13 protein-coding genes are annotated in these 17,900 nt (G+C 43.9%); 3 read left to right on the top strand and 10 right to left on the bottom strand.

Features of this window, described 5'->3' with window-relative positions; all coding sequences use genetic code 11:
- Window positions 1-222 precede the first annotated feature (222 nt).
- Window positions 223-1,002 carry a hypothetical protein gene (locus ACF8EG_RS24380; RefSeq protein WP_069505191.1) on the top strand — a complete coding sequence of 260 codons (780 nt, stop codon included), beginning with the start codon at window positions 223-225 and terminating at the stop codon, window positions 1,000-1,002.
- Window positions 999-1,421 (top strand): hypothetical protein, encoded by a 423-nt coding sequence (locus tag ACF8EG_RS24375; protein WP_069505193.1) that lies wholly within the window; start codon window positions 999-1,001, stop codon window positions 1,419-1,421. The genes ACF8EG_RS24380 and ACF8EG_RS24375 overlap by 4 nt, the downstream gene beginning before the upstream one ends.
- A 557-nt stretch (window positions 1,422-1,978) precedes the next feature.
- Here ACF8EG_RS24375 and carB read toward each other — a convergent pair.
- From carB to secA, 5 genes are all read right to left on the bottom strand, one after another.
- Entirely contained in the window at window positions 1,979-5,212 is a 3,234-nt protein-coding gene (carB, locus tag ACF8EG_RS24370; RefSeq protein WP_025539978.1) for a carbamoyl-phosphate synthase large subunit, read from the bottom strand.
- Window positions 5,213-5,228: 16 nt separating this feature from the next.
- A complete protein-coding gene (carA, locus tag ACF8EG_RS24365; protein ID WP_025516345.1) occupies window positions 5,229-6,368 on the bottom strand; it encodes a glutamine-hydrolyzing carbamoyl-phosphate synthase small subunit in 1,140 nt (379 codons plus the stop codon).
- 481 nt (window positions 6,369-6,849) lie between these two features.
- Window positions 6,850-7,659: a 4-hydroxy-tetrahydrodipicolinate reductase gene (gene dapB / locus ACF8EG_RS24360; RefSeq protein ID WP_015296233.1), complete on the bottom strand. Its 810-nt coding sequence runs from the start codon at window positions 7,657-7,659 to the stop codon at window positions 6,850-6,852.
- A gap of 109 nt (window positions 7,660-7,768) precedes the next feature.
- On the bottom strand, window positions 7,769-8,167 hold the full coding sequence (gene mutT, locus ACF8EG_RS24355; RefSeq protein WP_005461225.1) for an 8-oxo-dGTP diphosphatase MutT: 399 nt from the start codon (window positions 8,165-8,167) through the stop codon (window positions 7,769-7,771).
- Between the two features lie 75 nt (window positions 8,168-8,242).
- Window positions 8,243-10,969, bottom strand: coding sequence for a preprotein translocase subunit SecA (gene secA / locus ACF8EG_RS24350; protein ID WP_140061743.1), 2,727 nt, complete (start codon window positions 10,967-10,969; stop codon window positions 8,243-8,245).
- 412 nt (window positions 10,970-11,381) lie between these two features.
- Here secA and ACF8EG_RS24345 point away from each other — a divergent pair, with 412 nt between their 5' ends.
- Window positions 11,382-11,837: a DUF721 domain-containing protein gene (locus ACF8EG_RS24345; protein WP_005497100.1), complete on the top strand. Its 456-nt coding sequence runs from the start codon at window positions 11,382-11,384 to the stop codon at window positions 11,835-11,837.
- Between the two features lie 87 nt (window positions 11,838-11,924).
- On the opposite strand, the gene lpxC is transcribed toward ACF8EG_RS24345, so the two are convergent.
- The 5 genes from lpxC to murC all read right to left on the bottom strand — a co-directional run bounded on the left by lpxC (window position 11,925) and on the right by murC (window position 17,889).
- On the bottom strand, window positions 11,925-12,842 hold the full coding sequence (gene lpxC / locus ACF8EG_RS24340; protein ID WP_023584959.1) for a UDP-3-O-acyl-N-acetylglucosamine deacetylase: 918 nt from the start codon (window positions 12,840-12,842) through the stop codon (window positions 11,925-11,927).
- 101 nt (window positions 12,843-12,943) lie between these two features.
- Window positions 12,944-14,173, bottom strand: coding sequence for a cell division protein FtsZ (gene ftsZ, locus ACF8EG_RS24335; protein WP_005497096.1), 1,230 nt, complete (start codon window positions 14,171-14,173; stop codon window positions 12,944-12,946).
- Between the two features lie 30 nt (window positions 14,174-14,203).
- Window positions 14,204-15,466 carry a cell division protein FtsA gene (gene ftsA / locus ACF8EG_RS24330; protein WP_005458184.1) on the bottom strand — a complete coding sequence of 421 codons (1,263 nt, stop codon included), beginning with the start codon at window positions 15,464-15,466 and terminating at the stop codon, window positions 14,204-14,206.
- Window positions 15,459-16,241 (bottom strand): cell division protein FtsQ/DivIB, encoded by a 783-nt coding sequence (locus tag ACF8EG_RS24325; RefSeq protein ID WP_042764988.1) that lies wholly within the window; start codon window positions 16,239-16,241, stop codon window positions 15,459-15,461. Before ACF8EG_RS24325 ends, ftsA begins: the two co-directional genes overlap by 8 nt.
- Window positions 16,242-16,431: 190 nt before the next feature.
- On the bottom strand, window positions 16,432-17,889 hold the full coding sequence (gene murC / locus ACF8EG_RS24320) for a UDP-N-acetylmuramate--L-alanine ligase (RefSeq protein ID WP_069505195.1): 1,458 nt from the start codon (window positions 17,887-17,889) through the stop codon (window positions 16,432-16,434).
- Between the last annotated feature and the right edge of the window lie 11 nt (window positions 17,890-17,900).

Raw genomic sequence — 17,900 nt, 5'->3', positions numbered from 1 at the left:
GTTCAAAAATACGAAAAGAGCTAAACGGTAGCACTTAACACCTCAAACTAAAAAGGAAAGTCGAGATATGAACCTATTCCATATTTTCACCTTTGCAAAAATTTCATTTATATTTTCATAAAAAAAGGAGGCTTGCCTCAAGATTATACATAAAAATAGTATTTTCATTGCCTATGAAATTCTAGTCAGGTCTAATATCATTACGAATTCATGGAGAAAAACATGTATCCTGCAATACAACAAGACAAAACGAGCAACGCCAAAGAAATACATATATTATCAGTTAATACACTCGACTCTTTAATTAGCATGAACATCAAGAGGAAAGATATAGTATCAAAATGGACAATTCTAAAAGATAAATTTGATAATACTGCCAATTACTATGCAACAGCAGATGACCTTGTATTTTTATCGAGATTAGCTAATAACCTAACCGGTGCTGTAAACCCCGTCCATATCAATTATTATTCAGGCCAAGCACATTTTGTATTTACAGGAACTCCTGCACTAAAAATAAAACTAAGAGTGTTAGGTTCTCGCGCCCCAACGCCAATAATCGCAAACTTTGCTGTTGGTTCAAAACAGGCAATTCAATCGATAAAAAGTGGCACAATTATTACGGTAGTGTTAGTTAGTTCTTTCAGAGCACTAGAATATTTCTTTTCAGAAAACAATAAAGCCACACTATTAAGTCTGTTTGGAACAATAACTGGTGACATCATAAAACTGGGAATTTCATCCGCAATAGCAGCAATTGCTGTAAAAGGAATTTCTGGAGCGACTACTATTTTTGCTCTAACTTCTGGCCCATTATTTTTAGCTATAGGTGTAAGCTTGGTTGTCGGGAACATTTTAAACCACATTGATAATAAATATGAGATAACCCAAAAATTCAAACTAGCACTAGAGAAAACATTGAATGAATCACTAAAACAAGAAGAAATGAGAATCAACGATGTGATAGGTAGAAGTTACATAAAGAATGGGGTATTTTTATGAAACAAGAAGATGACTTGGATTTAACATCAACACTTTTGATATCATTGTTATTTCTTTTATTAGGCTTATCGTGCATTTACTTCTTTTACAACGATGTAATTAACTATATAAAATATATATATAACAAAGATGAAGTTATAGTCATTTCTCAGGGCGCACTTTATGGACTATTTGGAAGCTGGATATTTATATCTTGTTTTATTTTTTTAATAACTGTATTTTTAAATAAAAGAAAGTTATCACACAAAAAAGAAGCACTTTTCGTAAGGGTTATAATTTCCTTTTCAATCATAACAATTGTAGCGCCAACTGCACTTATGTTTCTTACTAAAGAACACTTAATAAGACAAGGTTATTCTTTCTCGATTGACGAAGACAAGTCTTGGTTACAAGATAAAGTTTATATTTTTAAAAAGTAACTGGTATCAACATTTTAAACCGGAGTATTTGGTACATTAAAAAGTACTTTTCTTTTTGGAAGGTATAAAACTTAGTCACACATAAGAAAACTTAAAATAACGCAGAAAACCCATTGAAATAATTAACATATCAAGAGTATATTTTTACATTTAACACTGAGACCATACCTGAAAATAAAATAATAATTTAAAATAAATAAGCCCATTTCATTCAATGAATAGAATTCATTGCATATCTTTCTATTATGATTCGTAATCATAGTTATCATTTCCCCTCCGAATATTCTTTAAAAAAGAGGGGCGCATTTCAGAGAAAATACACTGGATTACCACCAAATCAATTCCCTCTCACTTGTTGTATCAATTTTATTAAAAAATAGTGGTTCTATAACATATCATTTTCCATAACAAGTTTAGCGCTGTACAGAGTCTTAGATATCAAAAGTTCTTAGCACGCTTCAATTAGGTAGGCCTAAAATAAAAAAAACCCGCTCAAATGAGCGGGCAATGAGGTTGTCATATAAGCCCTATTTACCGGGCTTATTGATTTTTATCTATTACGCTTCCAGACTCGCTTTTACTTTAGCGTGTAGCTCTTGAACAGAGGTTACTGACGCTTTTGCATCAGCAGTGTGAGACATACACGTTGCAAACGCAGCGTTTAGCGTTGTTGTGTAGTTCACTTTCTCTGCTAGAGCACCGCGGCGTAGAACTTTCGAATCTTCAATAGCTTGACGACCTGCAGCCGTGTTCACAATGTAGGTGTATTCGTTGTTCTTGATGCGGTCAAGAATGTGTGGACGACCTTCATGTACTTTGTTTACCAGGCGAGGGTTAATACCCGCTTCACCAAGGATTACAGCAGTACCGTGAGTCGCATCCAATTGGTAACCCAATTTTACTAGCTTAGACGCAAGGTCAACTACACGCTGCTTATCACCTTCACGAACAGAAAGTAGCGCACGACCACCTTCAGGGTACACACTGCCACAGCCAAGCTCTGCTTTTGCGTAAGCTTCTGCAAACGTAGCACCAACACCCATCACTTCACCTGTTGAGCGCATTTCAGGACCTAATAGAGGGTCAACGCCAGGGAACTTATTGAAAGGTAGAACGACTTCTTTGACTGAGTAGTAAGGTGGAATAATCTCTTTAGTGAAACCTTGTGATTCCAGAGATTGACCCGCCATTACACGTGCAGCGATTTTCGCTAGTGGTGCACCTGTCGCTTTCGATACGAATGGTACCGTACGCGCAGCACGAGGGTTTACTTCAATTAGGTAAACTTCGTTGTCTTTTACTGCGAACTGCGTGTTCATCAGACCACGAACACCAAGTTCGAACGCCAGCTTCTCAACTTGCTCACGCATCTTGTCTTGGATTTCTTGGCTTAGTGTGTAAGCAGGAAGCGAACATGCAGAGTCACCAGAGTGAACGCCCGCTTGCTCAATGTGCTCCATGATGCCGCCGATAACCACGCGCTCACCGTCACAGATAGCGTCGATATCCACTTCTGTTGCATCATCTAGGAATCGGTCTAGTAGAACTGGAGATTCATTCGATACGCTTACTGCTTCGTTGAAGTAACGACGCAAGTCTTGTTCATCGTAGACGATTTCCATCGCACGACCACCCAAAACGTAAGATGGACGAACAACGAGTGGGAAGCCGATTTCACGAGATTTCTCAACCGCTTGCTCCATCGCCGTTACTGTTGCGTTTTGTGGTTGTAGAAGACCTAAACGCTCAACTGCAGCCTGGAAACGCTCACGGTCTTCTGCGCGGTCAATCGCATCAGGGCTTGTACCGATGATTGGCACGCCCGCAGCCTCTAGTGCGCGAGCCAGTTTAAGTGGCGTTTGACCACCGTATTGAACAATCACACCTTTTGGCTTTTCAACGCGGGCGATAGACAACACATCTTCAAGAGTTACTGGTTCGAAGTAAAGACGGTCAGATGTATCGTAGTCTGTCGATACTGTTTCTGGGTTACAGTTCACCATAATGGTTTCGTAGCCATCTTCACGAAGCGCTAGTGATGCATGTACACAACAGTAGTCGAATTCGATACCTTGACCGATACGGTTTGGACCACCGCCCAGTACCATGATCTTGTCTTTATCTGTTGGGTTTGCTTCACACTCTTCATCGTAAGATGAGTACATGTAAGCCGTATCAGAAGAGAACTCAGCCGCACACGTATCCACACGCTTGTAGACAGGGTGGATGTTAAACTGGTCACGTAGACGACGGATTTCGCTTTCAGCCACACCTAACAGTTTAGATAGGCGCGCATCAGAGAAACCTTTACGTTTCATCTGGCGTAGAACTTCTTCTGTTAGACCAGCAAAGCCACCGGCTTTCACTTGCTCTTCTAGTTTAACTAGCTCTTCAATTTGAACTAGGAACCAGCGATCAATGTTCGTCAGGTTAAACACGCCATCCACTGACATGCCCGCACGGAATGCATCTGCGATATACCAGATACGCTCTGCGCCAGCTTCTTTTAGTTCGTGACGAATCTTAGTCAGTGCGTCAGGTGCATCTAGGTCAACCATCTCATCAAAGCCAGTCGCGCCAACTTCTAGGCCACGTAATGCTTTGTGAAGAGATTCTTGTTGGTTACGACCAATCGCCATTACCTCACCAACTGACTTCATCTGAGTCGTCAGGCGATCGTTAGCGCCAGCAAATTTCTCGAAGTTAAAACGAGGAATCTTGGTCACTACGTAGTCGATAGTAGGCTCGAATGATGCCGGAGTTGCACCACCTGTAATGTCGTTTTGCAGCTCGTCTAGAGTAAAGCCAACAGCCAGTTTCGCCGCAATCTTAGCGATTGGGAAACCTGTTGCTTTTGATGCCAGAGCAGAAGAGCGAGATACACGTGGGTTCATCTCGATGATAACCATACGGCCATCTTTCGGGTTGATACCAAACTGTACGTTTGAACCACCTGTCTCAACACCGATTTCACGCAGAACCGCTAGCGATGCATTACGCATTAGCTGGTATTCTTTGTCAGTCAGAGTTTGCGCTGGAGCAACCGTGATTGAGTCACCGGTGTGGATGCCCATTGGGTCGAAGTTTTCGATTGAACATACGATGATACAGTTGTCCGCTTTGTCGCGAACTACTTCCATTTCGTACTCTTTCCAACCGATTAGCGATTCATCGATAAGAAGTTCGTTAGTCGGAGAAAGATCCAGACCACGACGACAGATTTCTTCAAACTCTTCTTTGTTGTACGCGATACCGCCACCCGTACCACCCATGGTGAACGATGGACGGATGATACAAGGGAAGCCAACCATGTCTAAAACTTTGTAAGCTTCTTCCATCGTCTTCGCGGTATCAGCACGAGGACACTCAAGGCCGATAGACTTCATTGCTTTATCGAAGCGAGAACGGTCTTCTGCTTTATCAATCGCATCAGCGGTAGCGCCAATCATCTCTACGCCGAATTCAGCAAGAACGCCGTGCTTCTCTAGATCTAGCGCACAGTTAAGCGCCGTCTGACCACCCATTGTTGGCAATACTGCATCTGGGCGTTCTTTCTCAATGATCTTGCGAACAACTTCCCATTGAATCGGCTCGATGTAAGTTGCATCTGCCATTTCAGGGTCTGTCATGATGGTTGCTGGGTTAGAGTTAACTAGAATAACTCGGTAGCCTTCTTCACGAAGAGCTTTACACGCTTGTGCGCCAGAGTAGTCAAACTCACATGCCTGACCGATTACAATCGGACCAGCACCAAGAATTAGAATACTTTGAATGTCAGTACGTTTTGGCATTATCTACTACTCCGAATTAAGCGCTGTGTTTTTTGATGAGTTCGATAAAGTGGTCAAATAGCGGTGCCGCGTCGTGTGGACCTGGGCTTGCTTCTGGGTGACCTTGGAAACTAAATGCTGGCTTGTCTGTGCGGTGAATACCTTGTAGAGAACCGTCAAATAGTGATACGTGAGTCGCACGTAAGTTTTCCGGTAATGTTGCTTCATCTGCCGCAAAGCCGTGGTTTTGCGAAGTGATCATCACAACGTTACGCTCTAAATCTTTTACTGGGTGGTTCGCACCGTGGTGACCAAACTTCATTTTCACCGTTTGCGCACCCGACGCTAGCGCCAGAATCTGGTGACCTAAACAGATACCAAAAATTGGTAGGCCTTTTTCTAGGAACACTTTGGTCGCTTCAATCGCGTAGGTACATGGTTCTGGATCACCAGGGCCGTTCGATAGGAACACGCCATCTGGATTCAGAGCCAGAACTTCTTCAGCAGAAGTTTCTGCAGGAACAACCGTCAGGCGGCAGCCGCGGTCAACCAACATTCGTAAGATGTTGCGTTTTGCGCCGAAGTCGTAAGCAACAACATGGTATGGCAACTCGCTGTCGCCTTTCGCTTCTGGAAGTCCACTCTCAAGCGTCCACGAACCTTGTTTCCATTGATACGCTTCTTTTGTTGTAACCTCTTTCGCAAGATCCATACCTTTCAAACCAGGAAATTCTTTTGCTTTCGCTAGCGCCAAAGCTTCGTCTAGATTGTTACCAGCTACGATACAACCGTTTTGAGCACCTTTTTCACGCAGGATACGAGTTAACTTACGCGTGTCGATGTCTGCGATGCCGACGATGTTTTGCGACTTAAGATAATCAGAAAGGGATTGTTCATTACGGAAGTTAGAAGCGATAAGAGGGAGATCGCGAATCACAAGGCCTTGTGCATGAATGGAAGAGGATTCTTCGTCTTCGGAATTGGTTCCGGTATTGCCAATGTGAGGGTAAGTAAGAGTAACGATTTGCTGAGAATAGGAAGGATCAGTGAGGATTTCTTGATACCCCGTCATCGAGGTATTGAAAACGACTTCACCGACGGAAACGCCATCTGCCCCAATGGACACTCCGCGGAACACTGTCCCATCTTCTAGGACTAACAGTGCTAATTTACTCAAGACAACCTCCAGAATAAAAATGCAAAAAAAATAAATCAAACTGCAATCATGCCTTCCTTTACCTATAAAATCTACATAAATAGGTATTTCAGACAAATTGGCGGTATTCTAAAGATGGACTGCAAACCTGTCAACACACAATGAAAAATAAATTATCTTTTTCTAAAGAGTAATAGCATTTACTAGCAATAAGCCCCAAAAACACAAGTTTCCACCACCTGCAAACTTTGAAGATGGTTCTTTTTTTAGATTTTACAAATTTGAACTTTTTATAGATCACAAATTTTTATGAGATTTTCACGCAAACGTTAATCACAACAAAACAACATCAACTTTTAAGCAGTTAAGACAAATAAGACAACCAAGCCAGCAAAAATACACACAAACAAGTTCAAAACTGACGCTCTACAATACTCATTTTATTTACATAACTTTCTTCAAATACAAAAAAGCCGGCTTACGCCGGCGAATAATTATGTATTTAAAGCTCATTCAAACCAAGCACATCGGTCATGGTATAAAAGCCCGCCGGCTTGGAATGTAGCCACACTGCAGCCTTCACGGCACCATTAGCAAAAGTCATGCGGTCCGTCGCTTTGTGCGTTATTTCGACTCGCTCACCAATATCAGCAAACATTGCTGTGTGCTCGCCGACAATGTCACCTGCACGAATGGTTGCAAAACCGATTTCATCTTTAGTACGCTCACCAGTAATGCCTTCACGCGCATACACCGCAACATCACTTAACTTGTTGCCCATAGCGCCAGCAATCGCCTCACCCATACCAATCGCAGTACCTGACGGAGCATCAACTTTATGGCGGTGATGAGCTTCGACAATCTCGACATCGCAGTAATCACCCATTACTTTTGCAGCTTTCTCAAGCAACTTAAATACTAGGTTCACACCAACAGAGTAGTTAGGAGCCATCACAACAGGTACGTGCTTCGCAACTGCATCAATCAGTGCTCGCTCTTCTTCACTAAAGCCAGTGGTACCAATTACGATAGACTTCCCATGCTGTTTACATAACTCTAAGTTCGCTAACGTACTTACTGGAGCGGTAAAGTCGATAACAACATCAAAATTGTCGACCTCTTTCTCTAGGTCATCGGTCAGGAAAACATCGAACTTTCCTTCACCACAAAGTTCACCGATATCAACACCGACGAGCGAAGATTCTGGACGTTCTGAACCTGCCGTTACAGATGCATCTGGGTTTATGTGCGAGGCTTTGACTAGGTTGCGACCCATACGGCCAGCAGCTCCTGCGATTGCAATACGAACCATTGCGCTTTCTCTCCTTCTCTGGATAACGAGGCTTCTCGTTCTCTTTCGTTTCGCTGAATCTTTTTAAACTAACAACATACTGTGTTAACCACAAGCACGTTCATTGGGCTTAAGCAAACTCTTTTACGACACGTTGTAAGATAGGCACGTTCGCTTCAGGGAAGGTGTAATCCCCTAATTCACCAACTGCGACCCAGCGCCCTTCTTGACCTTCTCGACCATAAGGTTCGTTCTCGAACTGAGAGACGGTAATAAAATCAAATTTTAGTGACTTATCTGGGTAATCGTATTCAAGGTGTTCAAACGGTGCTTGTTCAATCACTCGAATCCCCACTTCCTCTTCAAGCTCACGAACCATCGCTTGTTCAACTGTTTCTCCTAGCTCGACTTTACCGCCCGGAAACTCCCAAAAACCACCTTTATGTTTATCATCAGGACGTTTAGTAATAAAGATTTGCGACTTATCTTGATTGAAAATGATCGCTGCAACAATGTGAATTCTTTTCATGGATATTTACCTAGGATCTATCGATACAAAAAGAGCCGCCTAAGCGACTCTTTCTTATTAAGTTATCAAGTTAGATTAATTGATCTGACCGTGACACTGCTTGTATTTCTTGCCACTACCACATGGACAAGGTTCGTTTCGACCTACTTTACGCTCATCACGAACAACAGGTTGATTTGAGCCCTCAGAGTCTTCACCATCAGCCAACTGATTTTCCGCAGCTGCATGCTGAGCCTGCGCACGACGAGCAGCTTCTTCTGCTTGTGCACGACGTTGCTCTTCCATACGCTCAACCTCTTCTTGCTGTTGAACGCGAACACGAGACAGAACAGTAATAACGTCAGTCTTCAGCGCTTCAAGTAAACCTTCAAACAATTCAAACGATTCACGTTTGTACTCTTGTTTCGGGTTCTTTTGTGCGTAGCCACGTAGGTGGATACCTTGACGCAGATGATCCATCGCCGCCAGATGCTCTTTCCAAAGCGTATCGAGTGTTTGAAGCATCACTGATTTTTCGAAGTTACGAAGCACTTGTGCACCCACAACTTCTTCTTTCGCTTTGTATACTTCAACGGCTAGGCTGATAATCTTCTCGCGCAGCGCTTCTTCGTACAGTTTGTCGTCCTCCTCAAGCCATTGCTTGATTGGCGCGTCTAGATCGAAATCTGCTTTCAAACGTTCTTGAAGACCTTCCACATCCCACATGTCTTCTAGAGATTGTGGTGGAATGTATTCGTCGATGATCGCTGTGAGCACATCTTCACGGTTTTGTTCAATCATATCGCTGATATCATCAACGTTCATGAGCTCATCACGCAGTTCGTAAACCACTTTACGTTGATCGTTCGCCACGTCATCGTATTCAAGAAGCTGTTTACGGATGTCGAAGTTTCGACCTTCCACTTTGCGTTGTGCTTTTTCAATAGAACGAGACAACATCTTAGATTCGATTGCTTCACCTTCTTCCATACCGCTTTGAATCAAGCTTGCCATACGATCTGAAGTGAAGATACGCAGCAGTGAGTCTTCCATCGATAGGTAGAAACGAGATGAACCCGCATCACCTTGACGACCAGAACGGCCACGTAACTGGTTATCGATACGACGAGATTCATGACGCTCAGTACCGATGATGTGCAGACCACCAGCATCTAAAACTTGATCGTGAACTTTTTTCCACTCAGCTTTGATTGCGTCGATTTGCTCTTTCGTTGGATCTTGTAGTGATTCAACTTTTGCTTGCCAGCTACCACCTAGCACGATATCTGTACCACGACCCGCCATGTTTGTTGCGATAGTTACCGCACCTGGCATACCCGCTTCAGCAACGATTTCCGCTTCTTTCTCATGGAACTTAGCGTTCAAAACGTTGTGTTTGATCTTCGCTTTCTTCAAGGCGTTGGAGAGTAGTTCTGATTTTTCAATCGATACTGTACCAACCAATGTTGGCTGACCTTTCGCAACGCGCTCTTTGATATCTTCAATGATTGCAGCAAACTTCTCAGCTTCGGTACGGTACACCACATCCGGCATATCGTTACGAATCATTGGTTTGTTGGTTGGGATAACAACAGTTTCCAAGCCATAAATAGATTGGAACTCAAACGCTTCAGTATCCGCTGTACCAGTCATACCAGACAGTTTCTCGTATAGACGGAAGTAATTCTGGAATGTGATAGAGGCTAGCGTTTGGTTTTCGTTTTGGATCTTAACGCCTTCTTTCGCTTCGACAGCTTGGTGAAGACCTTCTGACCAACGACGACCAGGCATTGTACGACCAGTGTGTTCATCAACGATCACAACTTCGCCGTCATCATTAACGATGTAATCCACATTACGCTCAAACAGCACATGTGCTCGTAGAGCAGCATTTACATGGTGAAGCAAGCTGATGTTCGCTGGTGAGTACAATGTATCACCTTCTTCCATCAAACCATTTTTAACCAATAGCTCTTCTACGTATTCTTGACCCGTTTCAGTCAAGTGAACTTGCTTTGATTTTTCATCAACAGTGTAGTGACCATCGCCACGGTACTCTTCAGAATCTTCTTTATCTTGCTTCTGTAGGTGTGGGATAAGCAGGTTGATTCGAGTGTAAAGTTCTGAACTGTCTTCTGCCGGACCAGAGATGATCAAAGGAGTACGAGCTTCATCGATAAGGATTGAGTCCACCTCATCGACCACAGCAAAGAAACGTTCGCGCTGAACACGGTCTTCATTGCGGAAAGCCATGTTGTCGCGCAAGTAATCGAAACCAAACTCGTTGTTTGTTCCGTATAGAATATCAGCTTGGTACGCTTCTTTTTTCGCTTGAGGAGGCATGTTCGGCACGTTAACACCAACCGTCATACCTAAGAATTCAAATAGCGGACGGTTTGTCTCCGCATCACGTTTAGCGAGGTAGTCGTTGACCGTAACAACGTGTACGCCTTTACCAGGAAGTGCATTTAGGTAAGCAGGAAGAGTTGCCGTTAGAGTTTTACCTTCACCCGTGCGCATCTCTGCGATTTGGCCTGCATTTAGAACCATACCGCCGATGAGCTGCACGTCGAAGTGACGCATACCGTATACACGTTTAGACGCTTCACGAACAGTAGCAAAAGCTTCTGGAAGTAGCTTATCAAGAGTTTCGCCTTGCTCTAGGCGCTCACGGAACTCAACAGTTTTCGCTTTAAGCTCTTCATCTGAAAGTGCTTCAAATGTTGGTTCGTAGTTATTGATCTCTTTTACAATTTTTCTAAGGCGGCGCAGTGTTCGGTCGTTGCGACTGCCAATTACTTTTGTCAGTAGCTTAGTTATCATTTTTCGTGAATCTCTCTTTAATCAGACCGTTCCCGATCTACTCGTAATGCCTTCAGTCTCTGCCAGTTTGGAACTAAGAATACTGAGATAAATCATTTATCAAAGATATTGAGTTCAAACATTCATATTTCAAGGCTAAGTTTCGAAACAATGTGGCTTAGTGTAAGGATTTTTCATCGATACAACCATAAATAGACGTATTTGTTTGAAGCACTCTGAAATTTTTAGTTAAAGTGGTGATGGATTAGCCAATATTATTAGCTGCTACACGACGAAACTTGGCAAAAACAGGACTTTACCACGTTCAATCCATCTCCATTGTAAAACTGAGGCTAAAGACGTTAATGTAAACTATACCTAGTGAGAAAGCTGCTCTAGAATAGTCATATCTCAACAAAATTAGATTTTACCTATGCGTGATCATCGACCAACCTCGACAGAGGATGTAATTGCTGAGTCTCAATTTAAGCAAATTCAAGAACATGCCGGAGAAATCTTGCAGCTTAACCAAGCTCTACAAACGATTTTACCAAAAGGGACGGCAGATCATTGCCGAGTTGCAAATATTCGCAATGGCCATCTTCTGATAGACGTATCTAGCGCGGCCATCAAAATGAAGATCGACTACGATCGTCTAATGATCTTAAACAAACTGCGCACACAAGGTTATGCAAAATTGATAAGTGTCGACGTTCGGATCAACCCTTCACTTTATCGTAATCGATACGAGAAAGACGATAGGCCAAAACGCCCGCCACTCACTGAGTCAGCAGCTCAATCACTGATGACCATCGCTGATATGGCCCCACCAAAAATCCAAGAGCGACTAAAAAGGCTCGCAGATATGGCAGAAAAATCTGGCCAATAACCATCAACCATCAACCATCAAGTGATGGTAAAATTTAGATAGAAAAAAACCAGGTCGAAACCTGGTTTTTAATATTCTTTGACTAACTTATGCTAGCACCATGTTTGGCTCTGCAAAAGCGACTGGAGAACCGACTTCTTCTTCGAAAGTTGTCCATTCCCACGCTTCTTGATCCGCCAATACTGCGCGTAGAAGTTGGTTGTTTAAACCGTGACCTGATTTATAAGCACGGAATTCACCAATAATTGGATGACCACACATGTAAAGGTCGCCAATTGCATCTAACACCTTGTGAGTAACAAACTCATTCTCAAAGCGCAGACCTTCTTCGTTCAGAATTCGGTAATCGTCCAATACGATAGCATTGTCGAAACTACCACCCAAAACTAGGTTTTGAGATTGTAGGTACTCGATATCACGCATAAAGCCAAACGTACGTGCACGAGAAATTTCGCGAACGAAACCTTGAGATGAGAAGTCAAACAGCAGGCGCTGCTCGTCTGATTCAATCGCAGGGTGGTTAAAGTCAATTTCGAAGTCCATACGGAAGCCGTTAAATGGGACAAATTCTGCCCACTTATCGCCATCTTCAAAACGAACTGACTTTTTAATGCGGATAAAACGCTTAGGAACGTTTTGCATTTCGATACCAGCTTGCTGAAGCAGGTAAACGAACGGGCTTGCGCTACCATCCATAATTGGGATTTCAGGTGCGTCAACTTCAACAATAATGTTGTCGATGCCCATACCTGCAAGTGCAGCGTTCAAGTGTTCAACCGTTGAAATACGCACACCTTCGTCGTTCACTAATGCAGTACAAAGCATAGTGTCACGAACAGAAGCTGGATCAGCTGGAAAATCTACAGGTGGATTTACATCTGTACGACGGTAAATAATACCTGTGTTTGCAGCAGCCGGGCGCAGAGTAAGCGTGACTTTACGACCAGAGTGGAGACCCACACCAGTAGTTTTCACTATTTCTTTCAGAGTACGTTGTCTGATCATCTGCTTGCCTCTCTAAAATATGCTACAAAACACGGCCGTCTGTAACGTCGACCGTGAATGCTACCATAATTTTGAGCCATGTCAAATTTATGGGTTAAAGATTAATCAGCCTGACGACGTAAAAATGCCGGGATATCTAAGTAACCGCTTTCTTTCTCTTGCTTTGGTGCTGCTGAGCTTTGGCCCGCGGCAGGAGAAGAAGAAACTGTGTTTGTCGGCTGAGGAGTTACCTGTGGCTTCTCTTGCACTTGATTCTGCAAAGTTTGTGCCGGCTTTTCTTCAGCTTGCGTTGCCGCAACTTGTTGTGGCTGAGCTTGAGGAGCCGAAGCTACTTTTGCTTTACCACCAGCGACTAGCGTGATATCTGGCTTTCTTTCATTGCCAATACCTGTCGCAACTACAGTCACACGGATTTCATCTGTCATATCTGGGTCTAGAGAAGTACCGATAACCACGGTCGCATTGTCAGATGCAAATGCCTTCACTGTGTTACCCACTGTCTCAAACTCATCAAGACGCATGTCCAGACCAGCAGTGATGTTAACAAGAACACCGCGAGCACCAGCAAGATCGATATCTTCTAGAAGTGGGCTAGAAATTGCCATCTCAGCCGCTTCTTCAGCTCGGTCTTCACCTTTCGCAATACCACTACCCATCATCGCGTGACCCATTTCAGACATCACTGTACGTACGTCTGCAAAGTCGACGTTGATCATACCAGGACGAGTGATTAGCTCGGCGATACCTTGAACTGCATTCTTAAGAACGTCATTCGCACTCGCAAATGCTTCAAGCAATGTTACGCCACGACCAAGAACTTTAAGTAGCTTCTCGTTTGGAATCGTAATTAACGAGTCAACGTGCTTAGATAACTCATCGATGCCTTGCTCAGCAAACGCTAAACGCTTTTTGCCTTCAAAGCTGAACGGTTTTGTTACAACCGCTACAGTCAGAATACCTAGCTCTTTCGCCACTTCAGCAATAACAGGTGCTGCACCAGTACCTGTACCACCGCCCATACCAGCTGCGATAAACACCATATCGGCACCAGTTAGGGAATCTTTAATTCTATCTCTGTCTTCGAGAGCTGCCTCACGGCCAACTTGTGGATTCGCACCTGCACCCAGACCTTTAGTGATATCACCACCAATCTGAATGACATTGCCAACGCTTGTCTTACGAAGTGCTTGCGCATCAGTGTTGACGCTGATGAATTCCACACCTTCGATGGATTCACGCACCATGTGTTCAACGGCGTTACCACCGCCGCCACCAACTCCAACGACCTTGATTACTGCATCGTCAGACATTTCCATCATCGGTTCAAACATGTGTTGTCTCCGTTTATCCTGCAACTCAGGTTAAAACTCTTTTTGTATCCAATTACGCAATTTATCGAAAAAGCCAGTAACAGATGAGCGTTTAGGTTCATTGTAATCGCTATCGTCGCTAGACTGCATGTCTCTTGCGTAATGAAGTAATCCAACTGCCGTAGAATGGTACGGCTCTTTTACATAGTCAGTTAGTCCGCTGACTTCGAGCGGTTTGCCGACCCTTACTTGATTGCGGAATACGCGCTCCGCACATTCTACTACTCCGTCAATTTGCGCCGCACCGCCGGTTAGAACTACACCCGCAGCAAGATGGTGCTTAATGCCCTCTTCACGCAGTTTCGCTTGTACAGAGTCGATAGTTTGGTTAACTAATCCCATAAGCTCAGAGTATCGTGGCTCAATCACTTCAGATAGAGTCTGACGCTGTAGACTACGTGAAGGACGTCCTCCTACGCTTGGGACATTAACCGTGTCATCCTTACTGACCAGTTCACTCAAAGCACAGCCATATTTGACTTTTATTTCTTCAGCATCGCTCACTGGCGTACCAAAAGCAAAAGCAATATCGCTCGTTACAGCATTTCCTGCGTACGAAAATACTTCTGTGTGACGTAACGCACCACCAGTCCAGATAGCCACATCCATCGTGCCGGCGCCAATATCTACCACACAAACTCCGAGCTCTCTTTCATCCTCGGTGATTACCGCATTACTTGCAGCAAGCCCTGAAAACACAAGTTGCTCTACTTTAAGGCCGCAGCGCTCTACTGCCTTAATAATATTGCGCGCCATGTCATTATGACACGAGATAAGATGGACACTGACTTCCATTCTTACCCCTGATAAACCAAGAGGGTTTTTGATCCCTTCTTGATAGTCGATGGTGAACTCTTGAGGAATCACGTGAAGGATTCGCTGTTCATCACCGATTTTAATTGATTTCGCGGTATGGATCGCTCTGTCCATATCTTCTTGAGAAACTTCCTCGTCTGATATGGTGCCCATGCCTTTTTCAATTCGGCTTGCGATATGCTTACCAGACAACGAAATGAAGACTCGGCTGATTTGGCACTCGGCCATTAGCTCAGCTTGATCAATTGCACGTTGTACTGATTTTACAACCGACTCCAAGTCATTCACGCCACCTTTATCCATGCCACGCGAAGGGCTACTACCCGCACCAATAATATTAATTTGGCCATCAGGTAGAATCTCACCCACTAGAGCTGATACGGTTGCAGTGCCTATATCAAGACCAACAATAATGTTGTCATCTGCGGCCTTAGTCATCTGTACTCTCTTCTAACTCTTCTTCAGGAAACCAACCGACTGCGGCTCCTGTATCGTACCTGAGATCGATATAACTGATTCGTTGCGTGTCACTGCCAAGCTTGTTATAGAGCGAAAAAAAGCGCTCTATACGCTCAAGAAGAGACTCTTTACCAAGCTCTAATCGAATACCGTTATCTAGGATGATTTGCCAAGCTCGTCGCTCGTTTAACACCAGAGACGATATCGCTAAACCCAATTGTTGAAACTTAGGACTCAGTTCGCGGTAAGTTTGTAACACTTCCGGGCCAGTGTCTTTGGGTCCATACAACTTAACTTTTTCGCCCTTTAACAAAGCAACATCACCATCGAAAACCAAACCGTTTTTATCTAACAGTTCGTTGCCATTCCAAATGGCTTCGGGTTGATGCTCTGTTAAGAAAACTTTTACTGTATCGGGCCACTGCTTGCGAATCGCTGCATGAGCAACCCACGGCAATGCTTCAACACTTTGTTGTAATACATCAATATCCTGAGACATGAATGTACCGATGTGATCTATTCGACTAAATGCAGCCTGAACATCGTCAGCTTTGACGTACTCCAATTTACCTTGAAGCACTATTTTGGAGAGAGGTAACCTTTGGTCATCCCACATCCAACTGATCGCCGAGTACAAAACAGAACTAATTAAGGTCACAACCACAACGAAAAATAGCGCACCCAAGATTTTATCTTGGCGACCACGGTTATTGTCCGTGTTTAGTCGCTCTTCATTAAGTGCAATATTCAACAACGTCTTCGTTTCCTGACTTTTGTCGTGTACTTTTCACCGCATAATATCGTATCGGCAAAAGTATTGACTTTAACCTTGGGATTATACTGAGCTCTTGTAAACTATCAAACACTGATAACAATAAATCACAACGATCTTGACGCAAAATCGAGATCTGAGTCTTATCTGTCCTTTGCGTCATCACTCTGACTTATCCAAGCATCTTGTTTATATTTAACTCAAGATTAGCCAGCTGTTTGGCAACTTTACCAACATCACCAGCACCTTGCGTTAAAATTAGGTCGCCGTCTTGTATAACGTTAGCCAAAACTGATGGTAATTGCTCGATTTCTGGAACAAAAATCGGATCTACTTTACCTCGGCTGCGAATCGTACGGCACAAAGAGCGTCCATCCGCGCCAGCAATTGGTTTTTCACCCGCGGCATACACGTCAAGCATGATCAATACATCAACCTGCTCAAGCACGTTTGCAAAATCATCGTAAAGGTCACGAGTGCGACTGTAACGATGTGGTTGGAAAATCATAACCAATCGCTTATCTTGCCAACCACTGCGAGCTGCATTAATGGTGACGTCAACTTCCGTTGGGTGATGACCGTAATCATCGACTAACATCGCATGACCGTTACCTGTATCAAACTCACCAAGGTGATCAAAACGGCGACCAGTACCTTGAGTACCCGCCATCGCTTTTAGAATCGCGTCATCTTCAATGTCGTCTTCCGTTGCGACCGCTATTGCTGCTGATGCGTTCAACGCATTGTGACGGCCTGGAATGTTTAGCGTGATATCGAGGTTAGCTCGACCTTTACGTACTACTGTAAATTTACCTTGCTGACCTTCTTGATGATAATTTTCGATACGTACGTCCGCATCGTCAGAAAAGCCGTAGGTGATCACTTGACGGCTAATACGCGGAATCAGCTCACGAATCACTGGATCATCGATACAGACAATGGCTTGGCCATAAAACGGCAGGTTGTGAAGAAAATCAATGAAGGTTTGTTTCAATGTTTCGAAGTCACCACCGTAGGTATCCATGTGGTCAGCTTCGATGTTGGTAACGATGCTCACCATAGGTTGCAGGTGCAAGAAAGAGGCGTCGCTCTCATCCGCTTCTGCAATCAGAATACGGCTAGAGCCCAAGCGCGCATTTGTGCCCGCGCTCTTTACTAGACCGCCGTTTACAAACGTTGGATCAAGGCCTGCTTCGGAATAGATTTGTGTGACTAGTGCTGTGGTGGTGGTTTTACCATGTGTACCCGCAACAGCGATACCATGACGGAATCGCATCAGTTCAGCCAACATTTCTGCTCGGCGAACAATAGGAATACGCCATTCACGAGCCGCCATGACTTCAGGGTTTTCTTCGTTAATCGCGGTGGAAACGACTACCACACTAGCCTTTTCGACATTACTTGCTTGGTGACCAATAAATACGGTTGCCCCTTTCGACACTAAGCGCTCGGTTACTGGGTTTTCAGACAAGTCTGAACCCGTGATTTCATAACCTTCGTTTAGAAGAACTTCAGCAATGCCGCTCATGCCCGCACCACCGATACCGATGAAGTGGATGCATTTCACGCGACGCATTTCTGGTACCATCGCGCGAATCTGAGCTAAGTCTTGTGTATGTTGGATAGTCATTAATTCGATTC

Origin of the sequence: Vibrio sp. YQ_11, from assembly GCF_043103065.1 — a bacterium.
GTDB classification, from domain to species: domain Bacteria; phylum Pseudomonadota; class Gammaproteobacteria; order Enterobacterales; family Vibrionaceae; genus Vibrio; species Vibrio parahaemolyticus.
The sequence above is the reverse complement of the archived record's forward strand: the minus strand, read 5'-3'. Positions and strand labels throughout refer to the sequence as shown.

Excerpts from the sequence above, each read along its gene's own strand:
- ACF8EG_RS24345 (WP_005497100.1), top strand. The coding sequence starts at position 11,382 with ATGCGTGATCATCGACCAACCTCGACAGAGGATGTAATTGCTGAGTCT.
- ACF8EG_RS24380 (WP_069505191.1), top strand. The coding sequence starts at position 223 with ATGTATCCTGCAATACAACAAGACAAAACGAGCAACGCCAAAGAAATA.
- murC (WP_069505195.1), bottom strand. The coding sequence starts at position 17,889 with ATGACTATCCAACATACACAAGACTTAGCTCAGATTCGCGCGATGGTA.
- mutT (WP_005461225.1), bottom strand. The coding sequence starts at position 8,167 with ATGAAAAGAATTCACATTGTTGCAGCGATCATTTTCAATCAAGATAAG.
- lpxC (WP_023584959.1), bottom strand. The coding sequence starts at position 12,842 with ATGATCAGACAACGTACTCTGAAAGAAATAGTGAAAACTACTGGTGTG.
- carB (WP_025539978.1), bottom strand. The coding sequence starts at position 5,212 with ATGCCAAAACGTACTGACATTCAAAGTATTCTAATTCTTGGTGCTGGT.
- ACF8EG_RS24375 (WP_069505193.1), top strand. The coding sequence starts at position 999 with ATGAAACAAGAAGATGACTTGGATTTAACATCAACACTTTTGATATCA.
- ftsZ (WP_005497096.1), bottom strand. The coding sequence starts at position 14,173 with ATGTTTGAACCGATGATGGAAATGTCTGACGATGCAGTAATCAAGGTC.
- secA (WP_140061743.1), bottom strand. The coding sequence starts at position 10,969 with ATGATAACTAAGCTACTGACAAAAGTAATTGGCAGTCGCAACGACCGA.
- ftsA (WP_005458184.1), bottom strand. The coding sequence starts at position 15,466 with ATGACTAAGGCCGCAGATGACAACATTATTGTTGGTCTTGATATAGGC.
- dapB (WP_015296233.1), bottom strand. The coding sequence starts at position 7,659 with ATGGTTCGTATTGCAATCGCAGGAGCTGCTGGCCGTATGGGTCGCAAC.